Raw genomic sequence first — 19,473 nt, forward strand, 5'->3', positions numbered from 1 at the left:
CCGAATTCTCTCTTGCAAATGACCCTGTTTATTCAAAAATGACTTTGTGCAAGTAGGATGTTATTCTGCGCTCCTGTCACAAAATAGCAGCAGGGGAACGTTATACCTGTATATTCTTAATCAGCAAAGGAGAGAAACTATGTACACGATCAGCTTAAATACGATGAAGAAAGCAATGATAGCAACAGCAGTAACCGTTGTACTCGGAGGGACAGTTGTCGGCGGGGGATTCACTGTACCCGTAGCGGCGGCAGCCGATGTCAACAAGGCAACTAAGGCTGGCAGCGCCTTTGCGGTCAGTGACAGCACCGTGCTGAAGGCGCTTGTCCAGAAAGGGCTTGCTGCTGCCCCGAATCAGACCGTGACCCAGGAAGGGGTGACCCTGACTCTAACCGATCTGATCTATGACAATAACGAGCTTGTCGCAGGTATCCGGCAGGAGGGAGGGACGGTGGGCAAGAACGGTTCTTTCATGGACCAGACCAGGAATGTGGACGTGTTGATCAATGGGAAAAAGCTGCTGTTTGATACTTCCATCATTCCCAATTTGGAAGATACGGACACGGCGTTGATCTGGCTGACCAAAGGAGCCATGAAGCAGCAAATCCCGGACAAATTCGACCTAACGCTGAAGGCATACGCCAACGGGGTGAAGGAGCCGTTTATTTTCAAAGTTCAAGTGAACAAGCTGGGGACCCTGTTAAGCCTGAAGCCGGGCGTCTCCAAGAAGAACAACAAATTCAATTATACGGTGAATTCCTTCGAGATGACCGCGTTAACGATGTCTCTGCAGGTGACCTTTAAGGGTGAAGTTCCGGCAGCGGCCAAGTCCAAGGTGAACCCGGAAAGAATGTTATATGACCTTGTGGATGAGAAGGGGAATGTGATCTCGCCGTGGGGCAAGCCGTTTGAGAAGGTTAAAACAAGCGGTACCGAGGAACAGAACTATAGTGCATTCCCAGCCGTTCCGAAGTCCATTAGCGTGAAGCCTTTTACGTATTCCAAAGATGCCAGCGGGAAGATGTTCAAAGACAAGCAGGGCCAATGGGCTAAAACTTATTATAAAGACCTGGAAACCAAAATTACGGTTAAATAACGTGCAATGAAGCAGTGCAGGACACCCGGCGATGACCACGAGAGTAACAAATGATATTGACAGAAGTCTGGACTGTGCATAGAATTGAAAAATATTTACATGAAGTCAGCTTCAAATAATTGAATATTCGCAAGCTATGAAGGCTATGGATCACACTATAGCTGGAGCAGCTTCTGGAGAGACTGCGGGAGACCGCAGCGCCGAAGGGTTCACAATCTCAGGCAAAAGGACAGAAGAGTACCGAATTTGTGTTTTGCCGTGCGGATTAGCCGCTGCTGCAGACGCTTATTTGGAACCTCTTATGAACCGGGAGATTGGATGATATCCAGTCTCCTTTTTGCGTTACCCGGCAGGACAGCGTCATATACACTAAGGGGGAAACAGGTATGGCACAGACAGAGTTAAAAAGAGAGCTTGCAAACCGGCATGTCCAGCTTATTGCCATCGGAGGTACGATTGGCACAGGTTTATTCCTGGGATCGGGTAAAGCCATTCAGCAGGCCGGGCCCTCCATCATGCTCACGTATCTGATCGTGGGGATTGCCGTGTTTTTTGTAATGCGGGCGCTGGGGGAGCTGCTGCTCTCGAAGGCGGGGTATCAGTCTTTTACAGACATTGCTGAGGATTACCTGGGGCCGCGGGCGGCGTTCATTACGGGCTGGACCTACTGGTTCTGCTGGATTATGACGGCGATGGCCGATGTGATTGCGGTGGGCGTCTATGTGCAGTACTGGTTCGATATTCCGCAGTGGGTGCCGGCCGTGATCTGCCTGATCATTCTGCTCGGACTCAATCTGCTCACGGTCAAAAGCTTCGGCGAACTCGAATTCTGGTTTGCTCTGATCAAGGTGGTTACGATTCTGGCTCTGATTGGCCTGGGGATTGTCCTGCTGGTAACCCAGTTCAAGACAGATGCAGGCTCAGTGTCGGTCCGCAATCTCTGGGAGCACGGGGGCGTGTTCCCGAACGGGGTGAAGGGCTTCCTGTTCTCCTTCCAGATGGTGGTATTCGCCTATGTCGGCGTGGAGCTGGTGGGGGTATCGGCAGCGGAGACGGCTAATCCTGAGAAAAACATCCCGTCCGCGATCAACAAAATTCCGCTGCGGATTCTCTTCTTCTATGTCGGCGCGCTCTTCGTGCTGCTGTGCATTAATCCCTGGACCCAGCTTAGCGCGGCTGAAAGTCCGTTCGTGCGCACCTTCAGTCTGGTCGGGATTCCGATTGCTGCGGGGATTATCAATTTCGTGGTCTTAACCTCGGCAGCCTCCGCCTGCAACAGCGGGATGTTCTCGACCAGCCGGATTCTCTACAATCTGAGCAGACGGAATCAGGCCTCGCCTCAGCTTGGCAAGCTGAACCGGAATCATGTGCCTGCGAATTCCTTATTCCTCTCCACGCTGGTGATTTCTGCCGGGGCACTGCTCAGCAAGCTTATTCCGGGTCAGGCCTTCGGTATCGTGACTACGATCAGCGCCATTTGCTTCATCTGGGTCTGGGGCGTTGTGCTGGTCTGCCATATCAAGTATAAAAGGAACCGCCCGGACTTACATGCCGCTTCCAAATTTAAAGCGCCGTTCACCCCCGTAATTAACTATGCCGTCCTGACGCTGTTCGCCGCCATTCTTGTGATCATGCTCTTTGCTGCTGAGACCCGTCCGGCTCTGTTGTTCACCCCGCTCTGGTTCATCCTGCTGTTCGTTCTGTATTCCATTAGAAGCCGTAAGGAGAAAAGTGAACAGGAAATCAGTATAATCAATACATAAACTGATTTCAGGATGAAGAGGGTGCAGCCGCCGCATGAACAAGACAGACCGCATGTTAGCCATCGTACTGGAGCTGCAGCGCAAAGGGGTCGTACGGGCAGAGGATCTGGCGTCCGTCTTCGAGACTAGTGTAAGAACCATCTACCGCGATATCCAGGCGCTTAGTGAAGCTGGAGTGCCGGTGGTAGGAGCTACAGGTCAGGGATATTCGCTGGTAAAAGGGTATTTCCTGCCCCCGGTCAGCTTCACCGCCGAGGAGGCAGTGACCCTGCTGATCGGGACGGATTTCGTGGAGCAGCGGTTCGACACTCAGTATGGTAACCAGGCCTCCGCAGCAGGGAGGAAGATTGAAGCGGTTCTCCCGGAGGATGTCAAGGAGAATACCGCCCGGCTCCGCCAGAGCATCCTGCTGCTGAATACCAGTAAAGATAAGCTGCAAGGACAGGAGAAGGAGTACATGGAGCAGATCCGCCGCGCGATTCTGGAGCAGCGGAAGATCAGCTTCGGGTATACGAAGGGCAGACAGGAAGCTGACGGAAGTCACCGGAGTGTCCGAACCGCTTCGCCGTATGGACTTGTCCTGAACAGAGGCGCCTGGACCCTGGTCGCCTGGTGCTGGCTGCGGCAGGAGATCCGTCATTTCCGGTTATCCAGAATGAGCGGGCTTACCGTTCTGGGTGACCGGTTCGAAGTGCCTGCGGATTTCGATCTGCACGAGTACCAGCCGGAGGATGACCGCCATGTACGCGTGTGCATTTTGGTTCAGCCGGAGATCGCGGGCAAGGCGGCTGAATCGGGTAACTTTTATCTGGAGGCAGTGGAGGACCGGGCAGACGGCAGGCTTATGACCTTCCGCGTGCGCCAGCCCGAGGACCTGCTGCAATGGGTGCTTGGCTGGGGAGCGGGGGCGGTTGTCCTGGAGCCGGAAGCCTTGCGGAAGCTTGTGCGGGAGGAAGCGGCGAGAATGCTGGAACGCTACTGACATAATGTTGTCAGTAGCGGTTGTGTATATTCAGGTCAGACCGAAGAATAAAGGAGCTGCCTGAATATTATGAATATGAATATGAATAAGAATATGAAGACAACAGAAGCCTTACAGCAGTTTGAGAAGACTGCCCATCACTATCTTATGGAATTAGATATCTTCAGTATGGAGCAGCTGCTGCGGCAGCCTGCCGAGGGAGAGTGGTCTCTCGGGCAGATGGTCCAGCATTTGATACAATCGGCGCTGTACATGCAGCTCCGTAATATCGATCAGTGTCTGGCCGGGAACGGGGAAGCGGCGGGGAATGAAGCAGAGATGACCCCGGATGGTAAAGCGATTTTTGCCGGGGGCAGCTTCCCGCCTGTACGCGTTCATGTTCCGCCGTCACCGCAGTACACGCCGGTACAGCCGGAGAGCAAGGAGCAGTTGATCCAGGGTCTGCACACCGTGATGGACCGTATGCGGGAGACCCTGCCGAAGCTTGCGCAGGCACCTGAGCACAGCACTGTCCCTCATCCCCGCTTCGGCCCCTTGACTGCAGCAGAATGGTATCTGCTGATCGAGATGCACTACCGCCACCACTTGCTTCAACTGGACCGGTTGAAGGATGCAATAGGGGCAGGAGTACAATAGAGTTAAGCCGCAATGAGCGAAGGAAAGCCGAAGCCTGTCAGCAATAGACGACGGGTTCCGGCTTTTTTGGTTGAAAAACCGCCCACAATGGTCACGCCTGCAGGTAGGCGAAGAAAATGGGGGTGCTGCTTGAAGCACCCGCATCCTTCACCCGTCAGACTGATGCTGTGATTATAAATCAATTTTTAATTATTCATTTTTGAATAAAGGAGGTTTTTCGCAAAATGTCGAACTTAACTCAAGATTTCACTGTACCGTGAAGCTACCTGAAATAGAAGGAGAACCGCATCTATGAAAAACATCGTCCGCTCCCTTGAAGAACTAATGAATCTGGCACCCATTCTGAAAGCTGCTTTTCCTTACGATATCTCAATTGCCATCTGCGACACAGAGAAGTTCCTTGCCTATTACCCCGGTGATTCCATTGATCTGGGCATCCGGGCAGGGCAGATCATTCAGGCAGATGAGCCTCTGTATCATGCGCTGAAGCAGGATGAATACTCGGTGGCTAATGTCCCCAGGGAATATTACGGGTATGAATTTGTGGGTACAGTTCTGCCGGTACATGGGGAGGATGAGGAGGTCTGTGGGGCGGTATGTATTCAGGTACGCAGGCAGACGGAGCTGCGGGAGATCGCGGACCGGATGGCGCTGTCCCTGAATCAGGCCAATGCGCGGATTAGCCAGGTCGCGGACGGCTCAGGCCTGCTTGCCGATTATTCGCAGAAGCTGCTGATTCAATCGGATGCAACGGCTTATAGTGTCCGTAAAAGCAGTGAGGTTCTGGCGGTGCTGAGGAAGGTGGCCGACCAGACGAACCTGCTTGGCATTAACGCGGCGATTGAAGCCGCCCATGCCGGGGAGCGGGGCCGGGGCTTCGACGTTGTGGCTAAGGAGATCCGCAGATTCTCGAAGGAAACCGAGCAATCGGCGCAGCGGATCAGGGATACCCTGAGTGAGATTCAGTCGGCCATGCAAGGGATCAGTCAAGCCATAGGCCAGATTGCGTCCGTCGGGCAGGAGCAGGCGGCTTCCACGCATGAGATCTCCAGCTTCATTGAGGAGATCCGGGCAATGTCTGAGCAGTTGAACGAGTTCGCGCAGAAGCTGTAAGGCTTGAGCGGAGAGGAAGCTGCCTGCATCGGTCCGCGAATTTTACAGATGTGCGATCAATGTGGCCGCCAGCGCCAGAAAGGCCGGGAGGCCTTGCATCAGCAGGATGGATCGCTTGGAGGTAAGTCCGCCGTAGATGGCCGCAACCGCCACACAGATCAGGAAGAACAATTGCAGCTGGTAACCGAAGTCCGCGCTTGGATGCAGCAGCCCCCAGATTAGACCGGCTGCGAGGAAGCCGTTATATAAGCCCTGATTGGCTGCCAGCGATTTCGTCTCCTGTGCGAAGGCGGGGGTCAATCCGAACGCCTTCTGTGCTCTCGGGGTGGTCCACAGGAACATCTCCAGTACAAGTATGTACACATGCTCTAGTGCTACTAAGGCAACAAGAATTAAACTTACAGTCATCATAAGAAGTCCCTCTTTTCAAGTGATAGGAATTTAAGTAATGTGAATCAGGATGGTTAGTGTTTCATTGATTTATATTGCGCAAAATATAATTTTACAAACCTAAATATAACCAAATACTTGCCTTTTGTCAATTTATTGCATCCATATTGTAAGGGAGGAAAGAAATGTACATTAGAACACTGGCCCCCACGGACGCCGAAAGCTACCGGGCGCTTCGTTTGCAGTCGCTGCAGCAGCACCCGGAAGCTTTCCTTAGCTCTTATGAATCGGAAGCGAAGCTGTCTATCGAGACTACCCGGATTAGGCTGGATTCCTCCGATGAGCATTTCACCCTGGGCGCCTTCTTGGATGGGGAGCAGAGGCTGGCGGGAATGGCAACCTTGTTCCGGGAGAGCAGGCCTAAGATTCAGCACAAAGCTAATGTCTATGCAGTATATGTAGATCCGGCTGCCCGCAAACATGGCGTGGGCCGCGCGCTGATGCTGGAGCTGATTGCCCGGGCGAAGGGCGCGCCGGGGCTGGAGCAGCTTACGCTGACCGTAACCTCCAGTAATCTGTCTGCCAAAAGGCTCTACGAATCCCTTGGATTCGTCTGCTACGGCACAGAGCCAAGGGCGATGAAGCTTGACGGCGAGTATCTGGACGAGGACCTGATGGTGCTGCTGCTGTAAAACACAGCACAAACCCCTCCCGCATGTTTGCAGAAGGGGTAAGATAAATCGCATATGTTGCTTACTTCGCAGACTTTCCGCTCAGGATAGCCTTCACCTGGCTGACCATTGCCGCGGCGTCAGCGCTGGTGACGCCGTCCTGGGGACGGAAGCTTCCGTCTTGATCCAGCTTCACGATCTTGAGGGCAAGCGCGGTCTGAATGGCTCCCGAGCTCTGGATATTGATCTTGTCATTATCCTTGATCTCCACCGGGATCAGCTTAATCATCGGCAGTTGACCGTTGGTCTGGAGCGTGTTAATGAGCAGATACGTGAACGATTCGCGGGTTACGCTCATATTCGGATCGATTTTGATCTGCAGATTCGCCTCAGGTCCGGCAGCGTCCTTGATGAACTGGACGGCCTCGGTTGCGGTGATTGTCTTGCTTACAGCACCGGGTGCCGGATGGGCCTTCAGATAATTCACGGCATTTCCGGCGATGGAAGCAGCCTCAGGGCGGGTGATTGCCGCCTTCGGATTGAAGTTCCCGTCGGCATCCAGCTCCACGAAGCCAAGGGCAAGGGCGGTCTGGATAGCTCCCGAGTTCAGGATGTCGATCTGATCGCCGTCCTTCACGTCTTCTGGAATGACATTAATCATCGGCAGTTGCCCGCTGGTCTGTAAGGTATGGATTAAAAGATACGTGAAGGCTTCACGTGACATGCTGGCCGCCGGAGCAATCTTGATCTGCAGGCCGGCTTCAGGACCGACTGCTTCTTTAATAACCTGCACAGCTTGTTCTGCGGTCAGGACCTCATCCGTAGCAGCAGGGGCTGGATGGGCCTTCAAATAAGCGAGCGCATTGCTGATGGCTACTGCCGCTTCCGCACGGGTGATCTCCTGTTTCGGATTAAGCTTGCCGCTGCCATCCAGCTTCAGGACACCGTAATTCAGCGCACGCTGCAGGGCACCGGAGTATTCCACCTTCACCTGATCCTGGTCGGCGTACTCCGCTACCACCGGTTTAATCATCGGCAGGCGGTTCGTGTTCTCCATCGCATCAATGAGCTGGTAGGTGAATTCTTCGCGGGTCAGCTTCTCACCAGGCTTCAGATCGGCAGGCAGGTCCAGACCATGCACACCGGCAATAATCAGCGCCTGCGCATACCACGCAGAGTCATTGGCATTCTTGAAATAGTCGGTAGCATGGGGCTCCTTCACGAACCGGATCGTATCCAGATTCAGATCAAGCGCACTCACGATCATCTGCACCCCCTGGGCTGCTGTGATGCTGAGGTTCGGGCCGAACAGATCCGTACTAATGCCTTTGATCAGGCCGCTGTTCTGAAGGGCAATAATCTTGTCTTTGTCCTGCACGTTATGGATATCCTTGAAGGCTGCGGCCGAGGCGAATTGTTGTCCGGTGAAGCTGAGCGCCAGAGCGGCGGCTGCGGATAGGGTTATCATCTTGAATGTATTCTTCATGTCCAGTCACCTCGTAAGAGTAGTTTGTGGTTTATTTGTGATCATAGACGGCGGCTTAGTCAAAAAGGTTCCAGCAAAAATAAAATAATCAAAATCATAAATAAACGCAAAAAAAAGCACTGCCTATGCGGCTAGTGCTCATGATACAAGGATAAGATAACATCCAATTATACCTCCGCCGCAACAATCTGATTCCGGCCCTGATGCTTGGCGGCGTACAGGGCTTTGTCGGCAGACTTGAACAGGTCGTTCAAGTAGGTGTTCGCCTCGATGGCAGGCGGGATCTTGAATTCAGCGATGCTGAGCAGTCCCATGCTGATGGTGATGGACACAGGCTCATCGATATAATCGATGTGGATGGTATTGTGCTCAACTTCGGATTTCAGCTGCTTGGCCAGACGGCTCGCCTCGGCTCCATTCGTATCCGGCAAATAGATAATGAATTCCTCTCCGCCGTAGCGGGCCAGAATATCGGAGGGCCTCAGGCTGCGCTGCAGCAGCTCCACTGTGTTGCACAGGACCATATCTCCGGCCAGATGGCCGTGCTGGTCGTTGATTTTTTTGAAAAAATCGATGTCGATCAGTATAATAGTCGAAGGTGTCCGGGTGTCGCTGACCCGCAGCGCCTCCTGCTCCAATTGCTGCATCAGATAATGCCTGTTGTAGCAGCCGGTCAGGCTGTCGGTGATCGCCAGCTTCCTCAGCTTGCCGTTCGTCTGGAACAGCTCCTCCTGTACCTTCACCAGCGAGTCGTTGCGTTCCTTCAGGATGGCATTCTGCTGGTTCGTCTCATCGATGAGCCGCCGGATCTCGGTAACATTCTGGAAGGTGACAATCCGTCCGACCCGGCTGCCGCTCACCATAATGGGTGCTGCATGAATACTGACAACCATTTGGATAAGGGGATGCAGAATTTCCAGCTCGGCCGTCTCCAGCGGATGCTCATGGTATTTCTCAAGGAAGGACTCGATCTTCATGGCAGGGTCATCCGGCAGATAGCTGCTCATGTTGAACGCCGCACCCGTCACAAGCGGGATATAGGGATGCAGGGCATGATTGATCTCTACCACTTGCTCCTGGTCATCCAGCACGAGAATTCCGTATTCCATGGTATTGATAATATCCTGATGGGCGATAGTTACGATATCGAATACTTTGTCCTGGTGGATCGTAATCACAAAGAACGTAGCCGACACCACGATACCCAGCGAAGTGAAGCCCGGAATTACCGGCAGATAGTCATCCAGAATGACATTGAGAAGCACATCGATCATAAGGAAGACGCATAGGGCTGTAATGCCTTTGAGCATATACATAACCTGATTCTTGACCCGTGCAGCCTGATTAGAGGTCAGAGCCACGTAGATGACGTACATGGACACGAGGGCGTTAATGACAAGAAAGGTCATGCTGATCCAGAAAATAGGTCCGTAGATGCGCTCCACATACCCTCCGTTCACCGGACGGACGAACCATCCATAAGGATTGAGCACCACTCCAAGGGAGGTCAGTACTGCAGGGATCACCAGCGCGGACACTATTTTTCTGTTAAGGAACTGGGATTGTCCCGCAAGCAAAATCGTGAAGAAGATCCAGCCCAGGCCCAGCAGAGAAGCATCCACGAAGGCAAGCTTCACATAAAAGAGCTGATAGAGAGGATCATCCACGGTTCTTATGGCAAACTGGCAGTAGGGCCAGATCAGCATGGAGAAATGGAACCCTAAATAGACCTTGTGCAGCTTGGTAATGGTGACCGTAGCCACGATATAGATGAGCAGCAGGAACAGAAGGAAGCACATAATCAGGTCAATCCAAGAGGCTAAGGCCAATATGTTACACCTTCTTGATTTTAATAGTATTTATAGATTTTTGTGGGTCTTAGGTCTTATATATTGTTTTTAATATATAATTAGCGTGTGCAGATTACAAGATTTTTAGATAAATCTATCGGAAAATATTGGATTGGGAGGGGATCACATGAAATCTATCAGCGTGCAGAGTCTTGTAGAGAAATTCCATCTGGAGGTGCTCGCCGGAGCGGGCCGGATGGACCGGAACATCACCCGTCCAAGGACGCACAGACCGGGTCTGGAGTTTGTCGGTTATTTTGATTTTTTTCCGATGGAGCGGGTGCAGGTCCTTGGACGTAAAGAGATCAACTACCTGTTAACGCTGAGTGTAGAGGAGCGTATGCTGCATATCGGCAACATCGTCAAATACCATCCGCCCTGCTTCATCGTGACCAGCGGTCAGCAGGAGATTCCTTACCTGACGCTGTTCTGTGACCAGGAAGGCATTCCGCTGCTGCGGACGCCGGAGGTGACCACCGAGTTCATCGCCAAGCTGGACAGCTTCCTGGTGAAGACGCTGGCGCCCGAACTGTCTATCCACGGGGTATGCGTTAACGTATCGGGAATAGGAATTCTGCTGCGGGGCAAGTCGGGGATCGGCAAGAGCGAGACGGCGCATACGCTGATCCGCAGGGGCCACCGCTTCGTGGCTGATGATATTGTGGTGCTGAAGAAGCTGGGTCCGGCGACTCTCCTCGGGACCCATAATGAGACCACACGTGAATTCCTGGCCCTGCGCAGCATCGGCCTGATCAACGTCGTACGGCAGTATGGGCGGCGGGCGTTCCAGGATGAGACGCGGATCGTGCTCGATATCGAGCTTGCCCCCTGGCAGGAGAATTCGCTCAACAATGAGCTGGAGCTGGTGCCCCAGTTCACCGAATATCTCGGGGTGCAAATCCCGCATATCGAGGTCCAGCTTCAGCCGGGTCGCGATGTAGCCGGTCTGATTGAAGCGGCTGCGAACAACTGGTATCTCAAGCAGCTGGGCTACAGCGCGGTGGAAGAATTCATGCAGCGGATTGAGGACGGGATGCAGTCTTAAAGGACGACAGGGAATGAAGGTCCACACTCCTGGGCAACTTAGGGGAAAGACAGCAAGGGAGTGTGTCCTTAAATGGCGAGAAGAAGCAGAAAATATGCTGTACCAGGTTCCGCCCAGGGAATGCAGACGTTCAAAGCGGAGGTTATGAGGCAGGAAGGATATCATGTAGATCCGAATCACCCGGACGATGTGAAATACGAGGTGGCGAAGGAACTGGGCATTCCGCTGCAGGCCGGAAATAACGGCAAGCTGACGACTGAGTCGGCGGGACAGATTGGCGGCCGCATCGGAGGCTCCATGGTTCGTGAGATGGTGCGTCTGGCACAGGAGCAGCTGGCGGGTAAGCAGAAGTCATAGATGCGATATAAGATATGTGTGCCCGCGTGCAAAAGATCCCCTTTCTTAATCAGAAAGAGGATCTTTTTTGGCATGTGCTGACTGTAGTTAAAGCTGCAATTACGGTTCAAGGTACAGGCTGCCGCTGTAATATTTATACTCTGAATTAATCTTAAATCCGGCACGGAGATAGAGATTCAGCGCCCGGACATTCCCGGTGACAACACTTAGGCGAATAACCGGGTAGGGCTTCTGCGACAGGATACCGACGGTCTGTCTTAGTACCTTTTCGCCAGCCCCCTTCCCCTGATGGGAAGGCAGGATACAGAAATTATGAATAAAAGCCGTATCCTCATTGATATAGTTGACCCGGATCAGGCCGATTCGTTCACTCCCTGTCCAAGCGATATACGTTATCCGCTCTGGCTCATCCGTCTGTGTGAAGTACTTGCGCGTATCGTCTTCCGGTTCTCCGAAGGCCTGGGAGGAACAGGAGACCATGAATTCGAAATCCTCTGGCGCAGCGGGAAGCAGGATTAGCTCTGAAGGAAGCGGGCTGGCGGAATTCATACCGGCGTAGGACATGGCGTATTCTGACCGGTCAAAATCCCCGCCCAGGGCCTGCGCCGCCAATAGTCCTGTTTGCGAGCCGGCGGGAATTTTGTAGCTGAGCCGCTGTACGCCAAGAGGCTCAATGTCTGCTCTGGCACGTTTCACAAGGCTGCGGAACACACCTTGCCGGCGGTAATCCGGATGGACCATGGCATTGATCTGCGCATAATCACTGTCCGCAGAGAACCAGCTAAGCAGGCCAATGAGCTGATCCTCGCGGTAGCAGAGCAGGGCATGGTCGCCGTCTTCCTTGACGAGATGCTCCAGGTCTGAGCTTAATTGGATAGAATCGGCCTGGCTGCACTGCTGCTCCAACGCTTTAATGTCCGCTGCCTGCTGCTTGGAATGGTAGGTCATTGGTATAATGTTATTCAATTGGAGAAGCCGCTGGAACTCCGCAACATTCTCCAGAATGCCGTCCGGCGCAAGATCATAGGCCTGACTTTGGAAGGTGGGCAGCCAGCGGACAGCGTAGGTCTGCATTCCGGCAGCCTTGCCTGCGAGAATATCCGCATTGCTGTCCCCTACGAATATGGCCTGGGAGGGTTCAATGCCCAGTGTTCGCAATGCCGAATGTATACCTTCGGGATCAGGTTTTGGCTTCGCCACATCATCGCCGGTAATCGAGATATCGAAGAAACGCTCCAGATCCAGCGCTCCGGCCGATATGTGATAGGCCCGTCTGCTTTTACCGGTAATGACTCCAAGCTTCATTCCCTGAGCCTTCAAGGCTTGAAGTAATCCAAGGATGTGCTCATTATTCTGGAATTCTTCGAAATGCCCCTGCTTATATATTGAATAATAATCCTCTATTGCTTGTGGAACCGAAGCCGGATTTGTGAAATTTCCGCCGATGATGCCTTCCTCGGTGGGACCGAACATCGCGACAAGCTCATCGCGGGTGACCTCTCTCTGGTCGTATTGCTTAAATACAGCCTGGAAGGCACGAAAGGATAACGGCAGGGTGTCTGCCAGAGTTCCATCGAAATCAAACAGCACAGCTTGAATGGACATAAAGACAGGGCCTCCTTTCGATTGGGTTCATGCGGGTGGGACGATACCCCAGCATCATTATGAAGTAGGCGTGCCCTGAAGCAGGCTGTTTCTGTAATTCATGAGCGGGGCCAGCCAGACCATGCCGGTTCCCCGGTACACGTTGACCAGGCCTTCGCCTGAGGCGGCGGAGCCCAGACGGGTCTTGCCTGACTTCTCGACCGTGAAGTCCAGAGAGTTGGACCACATGAGAGCGAAGTTCCCGTCCACCTTCAGCACATCATTCTGCAGCTCGACCACGACAGCTTCCTCTGAAGGAATGGGAGCTTCGAGGGCAAGAATCCCTTTGCCGCGCGCGCTCAGGTTGAACAGCCCTTCACCGCCGAGGACGGCAGAGGAGATGTTTTTGCGTGCCGCAACGGAGATGTCGAGCGTAGTCTCACAAGCCAGGAACATGCCGTCATCGATTACGATATGGTCGTTGTCCACATCAATCAGCCAGAGGTATTTGTAGGTGGTCTCCAGCAGGATGGTTCCGGTTCCCTTGTAGAGCGGTTTGACGGCACTGGTTCCGGTTGCCGCCCCGGACAGCATATTACGCATCAGTCCTCCTACGCCTTTGATGCCGGAGGTCATCTCGATATTGCCGATCATATACTGCATGGCTCCGGCGCTCAGCATCACCTCATTGTTATTCAGCTCAATCATCAGCTGCTTGTTGCGCATATTGCTCTTACTCATGAAGAAGTTGGTCTCTGCTTCATACCGGGTAGTGGTGCTGAGATCCTCTTTGTATTCGATGATGCTGAAGCCGCCTAGCTGCTCTTTAATGATTACGTTGGAATTGTCCTTCAGATTATTAATGGTAAAAGCCATCGATACCCGCTCCTTCGGTTGCTGTAGTTATGCAATGCTGTGCATCATGCCTTCAAAGCATACGTATTCGACACTTCTCGCGGGGTTCCTTGAATTCCGGGAGAAAAAACGCATACAATAATTCCTTTACTTCTAATATCAGGTTAGCGTAATGTTCTAAGTATAGTGCTCAGAATACAAACGTATCTCTTGACACCAGCATTAGAACCGAAAGGAAGTTAGCCTTGTTTGAGACGCTGCTGCTCAATTTTTTGTTTATGCTGTTTCCGGTGCTGATATTTCTGATTTTCTTCGAGAACAGGCCCCACGCCTACAATCATAAGATTCTTGTACTGCTCATCGCCGCCACCATGATCCTGTGTATCGCCAAGCCGATCCGGCTGGAGACCGGGTTCATCTTTGACTTGCGGTATGTTCCGTTTGTGATTGCGGCCTTGTATGGAGGGTACAAACATACCCTGCCCTTATATGTGATTCTTAATGTGTACCGTTTCTACATAGGCGGTGAGGGAACCGTCCAATCTTTGCTTTTTTCGACAGCAGTCCTCATTCTGGTTCCTTCCATAAGCGCCAGATTTCTCCGTTCTAAGCCCAAGGGACGGATCTTGTGGGCTACCTCCATCGCGGTCCTGACGATGGGCTGTTATCTGATCATTCTGGGCCAGATCATGGATAAGCTGGATACCCAGTTCTGGACGCTTGCCTTCTATGCCTTAACTACGCATGCGGTGGTCATGGCGATCCTAATGATCCTGCTGGAGCAGATCCTGGCGAATCTCAGGAACCGTGAGCGGATTATGCAGTCGGAGCGGCTGAATGTGGTCAGTGAGCTGGCGGCCAGTGTCTCCCATGAGATGCGCAATCCGTTAACCGTGACCAGCGGCTTCCTGCAGCTGCTGAATCTCTCCAAGAACCTCTCCCCGGAGGAGAAGGGGTATGTTGAGCTGTCACTGCTGGAGCTGAACCGGGCGGAGAAGATTATCAGCGATTATCTGTCTTTTGCCAAGCCGCAGTCGGAGAGCCGGGTCTACTCCAACCTGAAGGCTGAATGTGAGTACACCAAGAATGTGATCCTGCCGTATGCCACGATCCACAAGGTTGCGGTTGAATTCAGCTTCAACAACCCGCTTAGCACCCATTATGACAGTAATGAGATGCAGCAATGCCTGATTAATCTGTACAAGAATGCGATTGAAGCGATGGATGGGGTGGACGATGCGGTCCTGTCTATTGCTGTCTTCGCGAGCGGACAGAATATTATCATTACCATCCGCGACACCGGTGTCGGAATGACCAAGGATGAGATCTCGCGCCTGGGCAAGCCGTATTACTCCACCAAGGCAGACGGGACAGGGCTCGGAATGGTCATGGCCTATAACACGATTAACAAGCTCAAGGGCCGTATTGAGGTTACCAGCGAGAAGGGCAAGGGAACGGTCTTCCGGATCATTATCCCGGCCTAGCGCACGGCAACAGTGGGAAACTTGGTGTGAAAATGATAAAGTATCTCTAAGAGAACTTGGAACTATTAACCGGGAGGCTATGGGTAATGAGAGAAGAATTAATCGCGCAATTGAACGCTTGGCATGAGGCGGACGAATATGAAGAAATCGTATCCCGCATCAAAGAGGTGCCGACACCGCTGATCGATGAAGAGCTGGCGGTACATCTGGGCCGGGCGCTCAACAATCTGGGCCGCTACCGGGAAGCGCTTAAATGGTTCAACAAAGCGGCAGATCAGGGTAAAAAAGACCCGCTGTGGCATTTCCGCGTCGGCTACGCCCACTATTATCTGGACGAGTACGATCAGGCAATCAAGGCGTTCAAGAAGGCAAATAAGCTGGACCCTGAGGATCAGGATACCATCGAATTCCTGGAATGGAGCCGCAGTGAGAAGGCGGCGCTGGCCGCTGCGGACGAGGAGAGCGAGGATGCAGAAGAAGCTGCCGAAGCGGATTCCGCTCCAGATGCCAGTTCGGATGCGGCAAAAGAGACTAAGCACTAGGGCTTGACGGCCGGTCTGGCCGAGGCATACAATGAAAGTCAATCTTATCAAAGAGGTGAAATGGATGCCATTCCGTACCGTCGCAAGGAACTAGTTATCGGGCTGGGTAGAACGCGTACCAGCCACCAAGGGGGAGGTCTGTCCTCTTGGTCACAGCTAACTGGATTCTTGAACGGTGCCTGGAAGGTCATTCTTTGTGAGCCGGGACACTGAGTTATTCCGCTTGAAGACTACACTGCTGAGGCAGGAGTCTATGGTGCGGAGTGCCGAGGAGAGTTCCCGGCTTTTTTGCCATACTCTTATGAATAAGATTGGAGATTGTGATCATGTTAAAAAAATGTCTTGTCCACCTCAGAGGGTGGGCCGCTCTGTATATAGGTCTCGGCTTCGCCATTCAGCTCTTAAGCAGCCTGGGTATTGTTGTCTTTCAGCGGATTCTGGATCAGGCGGTGGCGGGAACGGGCTTCCGTGAAATCCTCTACGGGGTTGTCTTCTACGGGATGCTGCTCGGCCTGAATGTCCTGCTGAATTATGCGGATGAATATCCCAGCGAGTATCTATCGAACAGCATCACGGAAAGACTAAAGATTATGGCCTTGTCCAAAATTTCCAGAATGGATTATTCCGCCTATCAGAACATGGGCACAGGCCAGATGATCAAGGTGATTGAGAACGGCGCGGCGGCCGGGAACAGCATTCTGTTTTCTTTTATCCTGAAGACGCTGCATGAGCTGCTGCCCACTATTCTCTTCAGCCTGCTATTCATCAGCTACTATGACCTCAGGATCATGCTGGTAATTGCGGGCGGGTACGTGGCCATCTTCGGGTTAACGAATGTTCTGCTCAAAGTTCTCTACCGGATCAAGGAATCGGTGCTTATGCAGCAGGAGGCTATGTCCCGGTATGGGGTCCGCGGCTTCATGGAGCTGGTCGTCTTCCGCACCAACAAGAAGTACGCGCAGGAGATCGGCAGACTGAACAAGGCGGCACAGCAGATTATCAGGCAGAGCGCGAAGCTGCAGATGATTCATGAATCCTTCTTCGCTTTATTCGAATTATTCATTACGGTCATTAAGGTGATTGTGCTGTTGTACGGCGTGAAGAATGTGGTCTCCGGGCAGGCTTCTATCGGGGTCATGGTCGCGCTGTTCATGTTCATTGAGAAAATCTATACGCCAATCGCCATCTTCAACGTATTATTCGTCGGCTATAAGCTGAACAGGGTGACCTATCAGCGGTTCGAGGCATTCCTGAATGCCCCCGAGGACCGGAATCTGGAGCAGGGCAAGGCGCTTGCGCAGCTACAAGGCAGCATCGAATTCAAGGAGGTATCGTTCAGCTATGGAGAGGTGCAGGTGCTGGACCGGCTGTCCTTCTCAGTCGCGCCCGGAACCTCGGTTGCCCTGGTGGGCTTAAGCGGCAGCGGGAAGTCAACAGTCATTAAGCTGATTACGGGCCTGCTCAAAAAAAGCGGCGGACAGCTGCTGGTAGACGGCACGGATATTGATGAGCTGAGTCTGGACAGCTACTATGATCACATCTCATATCTGTCGCAGGACAGTCCGATCTTCGACACCACTATCCGGGGCAACATGGTGTTTGAGCAGCAGGTCCCGGATGAGGAGCTGTATGCAGTGCTGGACAAGGTTCATCTGAGGGAGAAGGTACTGGAGCTGCCGGAGAAGCTGGAGACACGGGTTGGGGAGCGCGGGCTGAAGCTGTCGGGCGGGGAGCGGCAGCGTCTGGCTTTTGCCCGGGCAATCCTGCAAAAGCGGAATCTGATCATCCTCGATGAGCCGGTATCGGCCCTGGATAATATTACGGAGCGCAGCCTGATGGAGACGGTGTTCGCGGAGTTCAGGCATAAGACGGTCATTATTATCGCGCACCGGCTGAATTTCATCAGCGGCGTGGACCAGATTCTGGTCATGGAGCAAGGCAGACTGGCGGGGGAAGGGGATTTCGATTCCCTGATCCGGGACTGCCCGTCCTTCCGTACGCTGTGGAATAACGGCAGGGGGCAAACGGATTAAACTATCTTTTACCTTGTGGACGATCCTGTGCCTGAACTATGCTGGGGGCAGATAGAACTTGAAGGTGAGGGTAAGCGTATTATGAATCCGGTACTGTCCAGGATGAGGCTCGAAACGGAGCGGTTAATCATCCGTCCCTATATGGAAAGTGATCTTATGGCTTCGTTCGAGCTGATGCAGAACCCGGAGGTGCTGGCCTTCATGCATATGGAGGTCATGTCCATGCATGAGTATGAGGGGATGTTCCGCTGGCTGATGTTCAGCTATCATACACCGTTCGAGCTGCCGTTCAAATATTCGTTCGCCGTCTGCGATAAGGCCACAGGCCGGCTGATCGGCTGGTGCGGGACCGGCGTGCTGGAGTTTATGGCGCCGGATGCGGAGCTGTATTATCTAATCGGGCGCGAACACTGGGGCCGGGGTTATGCTACCGAAGCTGCTGCGGCGATGGCGGACTATGCCTTCGGTGTGATCGGACTGGAGCAATTATATGCCAAGGCAGATCCGCGCAACACCGCGTCGCTCGGGGTGCTCCGGAAGCTGGGCTTCCGGGTGAAGCAGGAGCTGACCGGATTGACCGGCGATTATGAGGATTGCAATGGGGAGCTGCTGCATGTGCTGAGGAAGGAGTGGTTTGTGGAGCGGTTTAAAGGCGGGAAATGACCATATGCTAAGGGAGCGGATGGGTGGGCGATAAGAGGTTAGAGATTTGAGGATTAGATTAGCAATTAGAGCAGAGGTTACGGCTTTGTTAGCCGTATTGTAATAACAGGTGCCGTCCTTTTAGGATGGCACCTGTTAGGTATGGGCAGGACTCCGACCGTTGCTATATGCGGCATTGTAGCAGTTTTGTAGACTGATTGTATTTTCTGCAATAGAATTCGCAATTTGCTAAGCTAAATGATCGTCTGTTGTATTTTATACAATGGATTTCGTGAATTCTGCCCGTAAGCCCTGATTTTTCCCGATTTTGCTGTACAGAGTACAACAGAATCAATCTTTAGACCCATTTCGGGGTCAGCTAATGTACAAAGTGCAATGAGCCCTGATAAGACAACTTACGTATGCGGATTTACTCTAACCTGTGCGCCTTTGCCGCTGGTCTGTAGGCCGGAGACCTTGGTTCCGGCTTCCTTCAGATCGGCCACGAGCCGCTCCAGCACTGCCTTCGCAGCGGCGGCCTCCTTGGCGCCGGAGGACTTCACGACGAGCTGCACCGGCTTGCCGGAGCGCAGATGCTTGTCCGCCTGACGCAGCTTCGTGTCGTAGTCATGCTCTTCAATATGGGCGGTGAAGCGCAGCTCCTTCACCTTCTCCCGGCTGCTTCCGCCGCCTTGTTGCGGGCGGCTGGTATCGCTCTTGCGGGCCGCTTGTGCAGCCGCCTTGCCTGTGCCCTTGGCGACCAGGCTGCAGGGCGGCGGGCTGCTCATCAGCGAGGTGCAGACCAGGTCGGCCCCTGCGGCTCTGGCCTTGGACAGCGCCTCGCTTCTGGATACGGTGCCGAGCTTCTCGCCCTTCAGCCCGGTCAGCTCCACCTCGGCTGCCTTAATCTGTTCATTCATCAGTACGGCCACGGTAATGATCCT

The 19,473-nt window shown here is 53.1% G+C and carries 18 protein-coding genes and 1 riboswitch; of the genes, 12 read left to right on the plus strand and 6 right to left on the minus strand.

What is annotated here, in order from left to right; genetic code table 11:
* Window positions 1–139: 139 nt before the first annotated feature.
* The 5 genes from MKY64_RS28565 to MKY64_RS28585 all read left to right on the plus strand — a co-directional run bounded on the left by MKY64_RS28565 (window position 140) and on the right by MKY64_RS28585 (window position 5,590).
* Window positions 140–1,096: a DUF5643 domain-containing protein gene (locus tag MKY64_RS28565; RefSeq protein ID WP_339252305.1), complete on the plus strand. Its 957-nt coding sequence runs from the start codon at window positions 140–142 to the stop codon at window positions 1,094–1,096.
* A gap of 163 nt (window positions 1,097–1,259) precedes the next feature.
* A riboswitch (glycine riboswitch) is annotated at window positions 1,260–1,339 on the plus strand.
* A gap of 143 nt (window positions 1,340–1,482) precedes the next feature.
* A complete protein-coding gene (locus tag MKY64_RS28570; RefSeq protein ID WP_339252304.1) occupies window positions 1,483–2,859 on the plus strand; it encodes an amino acid permease in 1,377 nt (458 codons plus the stop codon).
* A 34-nt stretch (window positions 2,860–2,893) separates the two neighbouring features.
* Window positions 2,894–3,841 carry a helix-turn-helix transcriptional regulator gene (locus tag MKY64_RS28575; RefSeq protein ID WP_340957201.1) on the plus strand — a complete coding sequence of 316 codons (948 nt, stop codon included), beginning with the start codon at window positions 2,894–2,896 and terminating at the stop codon, window positions 3,839–3,841.
* A gap of 93 nt (window positions 3,842–3,934) precedes the next feature.
* Complete coding sequence (locus MKY64_RS28580) at window positions 3,935–4,477, plus strand: DinB family protein (protein ID WP_340958191.1); 543 nt, start codon at window positions 3,935–3,937, stop codon at window positions 4,475–4,477.
* A 291-nt stretch (window positions 4,478–4,768) separates the two neighbouring features.
* Window positions 4,769–5,590 carry a methyl-accepting chemotaxis protein gene (locus tag MKY64_RS28585; RefSeq protein ID WP_036722852.1) on the plus strand — a complete coding sequence of 274 codons (822 nt, stop codon included), beginning with the start codon at window positions 4,769–4,771 and terminating at the stop codon, window positions 5,588–5,590.
* 42 nt (window positions 5,591–5,632) lie between these two features.
* Here the strand turns inward: MKY64_RS28585 and MKY64_RS28590 are convergent, their stop codons facing one another.
* A complete protein-coding gene (locus MKY64_RS28590; RefSeq protein WP_036722850.1) occupies window positions 5,633–6,001 on the minus strand; it encodes a DUF1304 domain-containing protein in 369 nt (122 codons plus the stop codon).
* Window positions 6,002–6,165: 164 nt separating this feature from the next.
* Here MKY64_RS28590 and MKY64_RS28595 point away from each other — a divergent pair, with 164 nt between their 5' ends.
* On the plus strand, window positions 6,166–6,672 hold the full coding sequence (locus MKY64_RS28595; RefSeq protein WP_339252298.1) for a GNAT family N-acetyltransferase: 507 nt from the start codon (window positions 6,166–6,168) through the stop codon (window positions 6,670–6,672).
* A gap of 61 nt (window positions 6,673–6,733) precedes the next feature.
* On the opposite strand, the gene MKY64_RS28600 is transcribed toward MKY64_RS28595, so the two are convergent.
* Both MKY64_RS28600 and MKY64_RS28605 read right to left on the minus strand, forming a co-directional pair.
* Window positions 6,734–8,137, minus strand: a complete 1,404-nt coding sequence (locus tag MKY64_RS28600; RefSeq protein ID WP_339252296.1) for an S-layer homology domain-containing protein — start codon at window positions 8,135–8,137, stop codon at window positions 6,734–6,736.
* Between the two features lie 167 nt (window positions 8,138–8,304).
* Window positions 8,305–9,966 carry a histidine kinase N-terminal 7TM domain-containing diguanylate cyclase gene (locus MKY64_RS28605; protein WP_340957204.1) on the minus strand — a complete coding sequence of 554 codons (1,662 nt, stop codon included), beginning with the start codon at window positions 9,964–9,966 and terminating at the stop codon, window positions 8,305–8,307.
* 148 nt (window positions 9,967–10,114) lie between these two features.
* On the opposite strand from MKY64_RS28605, the gene hprK reads away from it, so the two are divergent.
* Entirely contained in the window at window positions 10,115–11,032 is a 918-nt protein-coding gene (gene hprK, locus MKY64_RS28610; protein ID WP_076080767.1) for an HPr(Ser) kinase/phosphatase, read from the plus strand.
* 72 nt (window positions 11,033–11,104) lie between these two features.
* Window positions 11,105–11,389 carry an alpha/beta-type small acid-soluble spore protein gene (locus tag MKY64_RS28615; protein ID WP_036722845.1) on the plus strand — a complete coding sequence of 95 codons (285 nt, stop codon included), beginning with the start codon at window positions 11,105–11,107 and terminating at the stop codon, window positions 11,387–11,389.
* Between the two features lie 99 nt (window positions 11,390–11,488).
* Here MKY64_RS28615 and MKY64_RS28620 read toward each other — a convergent pair whose 3' ends face one another.
* On the minus strand, window positions 11,489–12,994 hold the full coding sequence (locus tag MKY64_RS28620) for a GNAT family N-acetyltransferase (protein WP_339252290.1): 1,506 nt from the start codon (window positions 12,992–12,994) through the stop codon (window positions 11,489–11,491).
* A gap of 57 nt (window positions 12,995–13,051) precedes the next feature.
* Window positions 13,052–13,849, minus strand: coding sequence for an AIM24 family protein (locus MKY64_RS28625; RefSeq protein WP_036722844.1), 798 nt, complete (start codon window positions 13,847–13,849; stop codon window positions 13,052–13,054).
* 224 nt (window positions 13,850–14,073) lie between these two features.
* On the opposite strand from MKY64_RS28625, the gene MKY64_RS28630 reads away from it, so the two are divergent.
* The 4 genes from MKY64_RS28630 to MKY64_RS28645 all read left to right on the plus strand — a co-directional run bounded on the left by MKY64_RS28630 (window position 14,074) and on the right by MKY64_RS28645 (window position 18,550).
* On the plus strand, window positions 14,074–15,312 hold the full coding sequence (locus tag MKY64_RS28630) for an ATP-binding protein (protein ID WP_340957206.1): 1,239 nt from the start codon (window positions 14,074–14,076) through the stop codon (window positions 15,310–15,312).
* 86 nt (window positions 15,313–15,398) lie between these two features.
* The gene (locus MKY64_RS28635) at window positions 15,399–15,854 is read left to right on the plus strand and encodes a tetratricopeptide repeat protein (RefSeq protein WP_340957209.1); all 456 of its coding nucleotides are present in this window, start codon (window positions 15,399–15,401) and stop codon (window positions 15,852–15,854) included.
* Between the two features lie 326 nt (window positions 15,855–16,180).
* Window positions 16,181–17,887, plus strand: coding sequence for an ABC transporter ATP-binding protein (locus tag MKY64_RS28640; protein ID WP_340957212.1), 1,707 nt, complete (start codon window positions 16,181–16,183; stop codon window positions 17,885–17,887).
* An 81-nt stretch (window positions 17,888–17,968) separates the two neighbouring features.
* Window positions 17,969–18,550 carry a GNAT family N-acetyltransferase gene (locus MKY64_RS28645; RefSeq protein WP_340957214.1) on the plus strand — a complete coding sequence of 194 codons (582 nt, stop codon included), beginning with the start codon at window positions 17,969–17,971 and terminating at the stop codon, window positions 18,548–18,550.
* 395 nt (window positions 18,551–18,945) lie between these two features.
* Here MKY64_RS28645 and infC read toward each other — a convergent pair whose 3' ends face one another.
* Window positions 18,946–19,461: a translation initiation factor IF-3 gene (infC, locus tag MKY64_RS28650; RefSeq protein WP_340957217.1), complete on the minus strand. Its 516-nt coding sequence runs from the start codon at window positions 19,459–19,461 to the stop codon at window positions 18,946–18,948.
* Window positions 19,462–19,473: the final 12 nt, after the last annotated feature.

The organism is Paenibacillus sp. FSL R7-0210, from assembly GCF_038009085.1.
GTDB lineage: Bacteria > Bacillota > Bacilli > Paenibacillales > Paenibacillaceae > Paenibacillus_AQ > Paenibacillus_AQ silagei.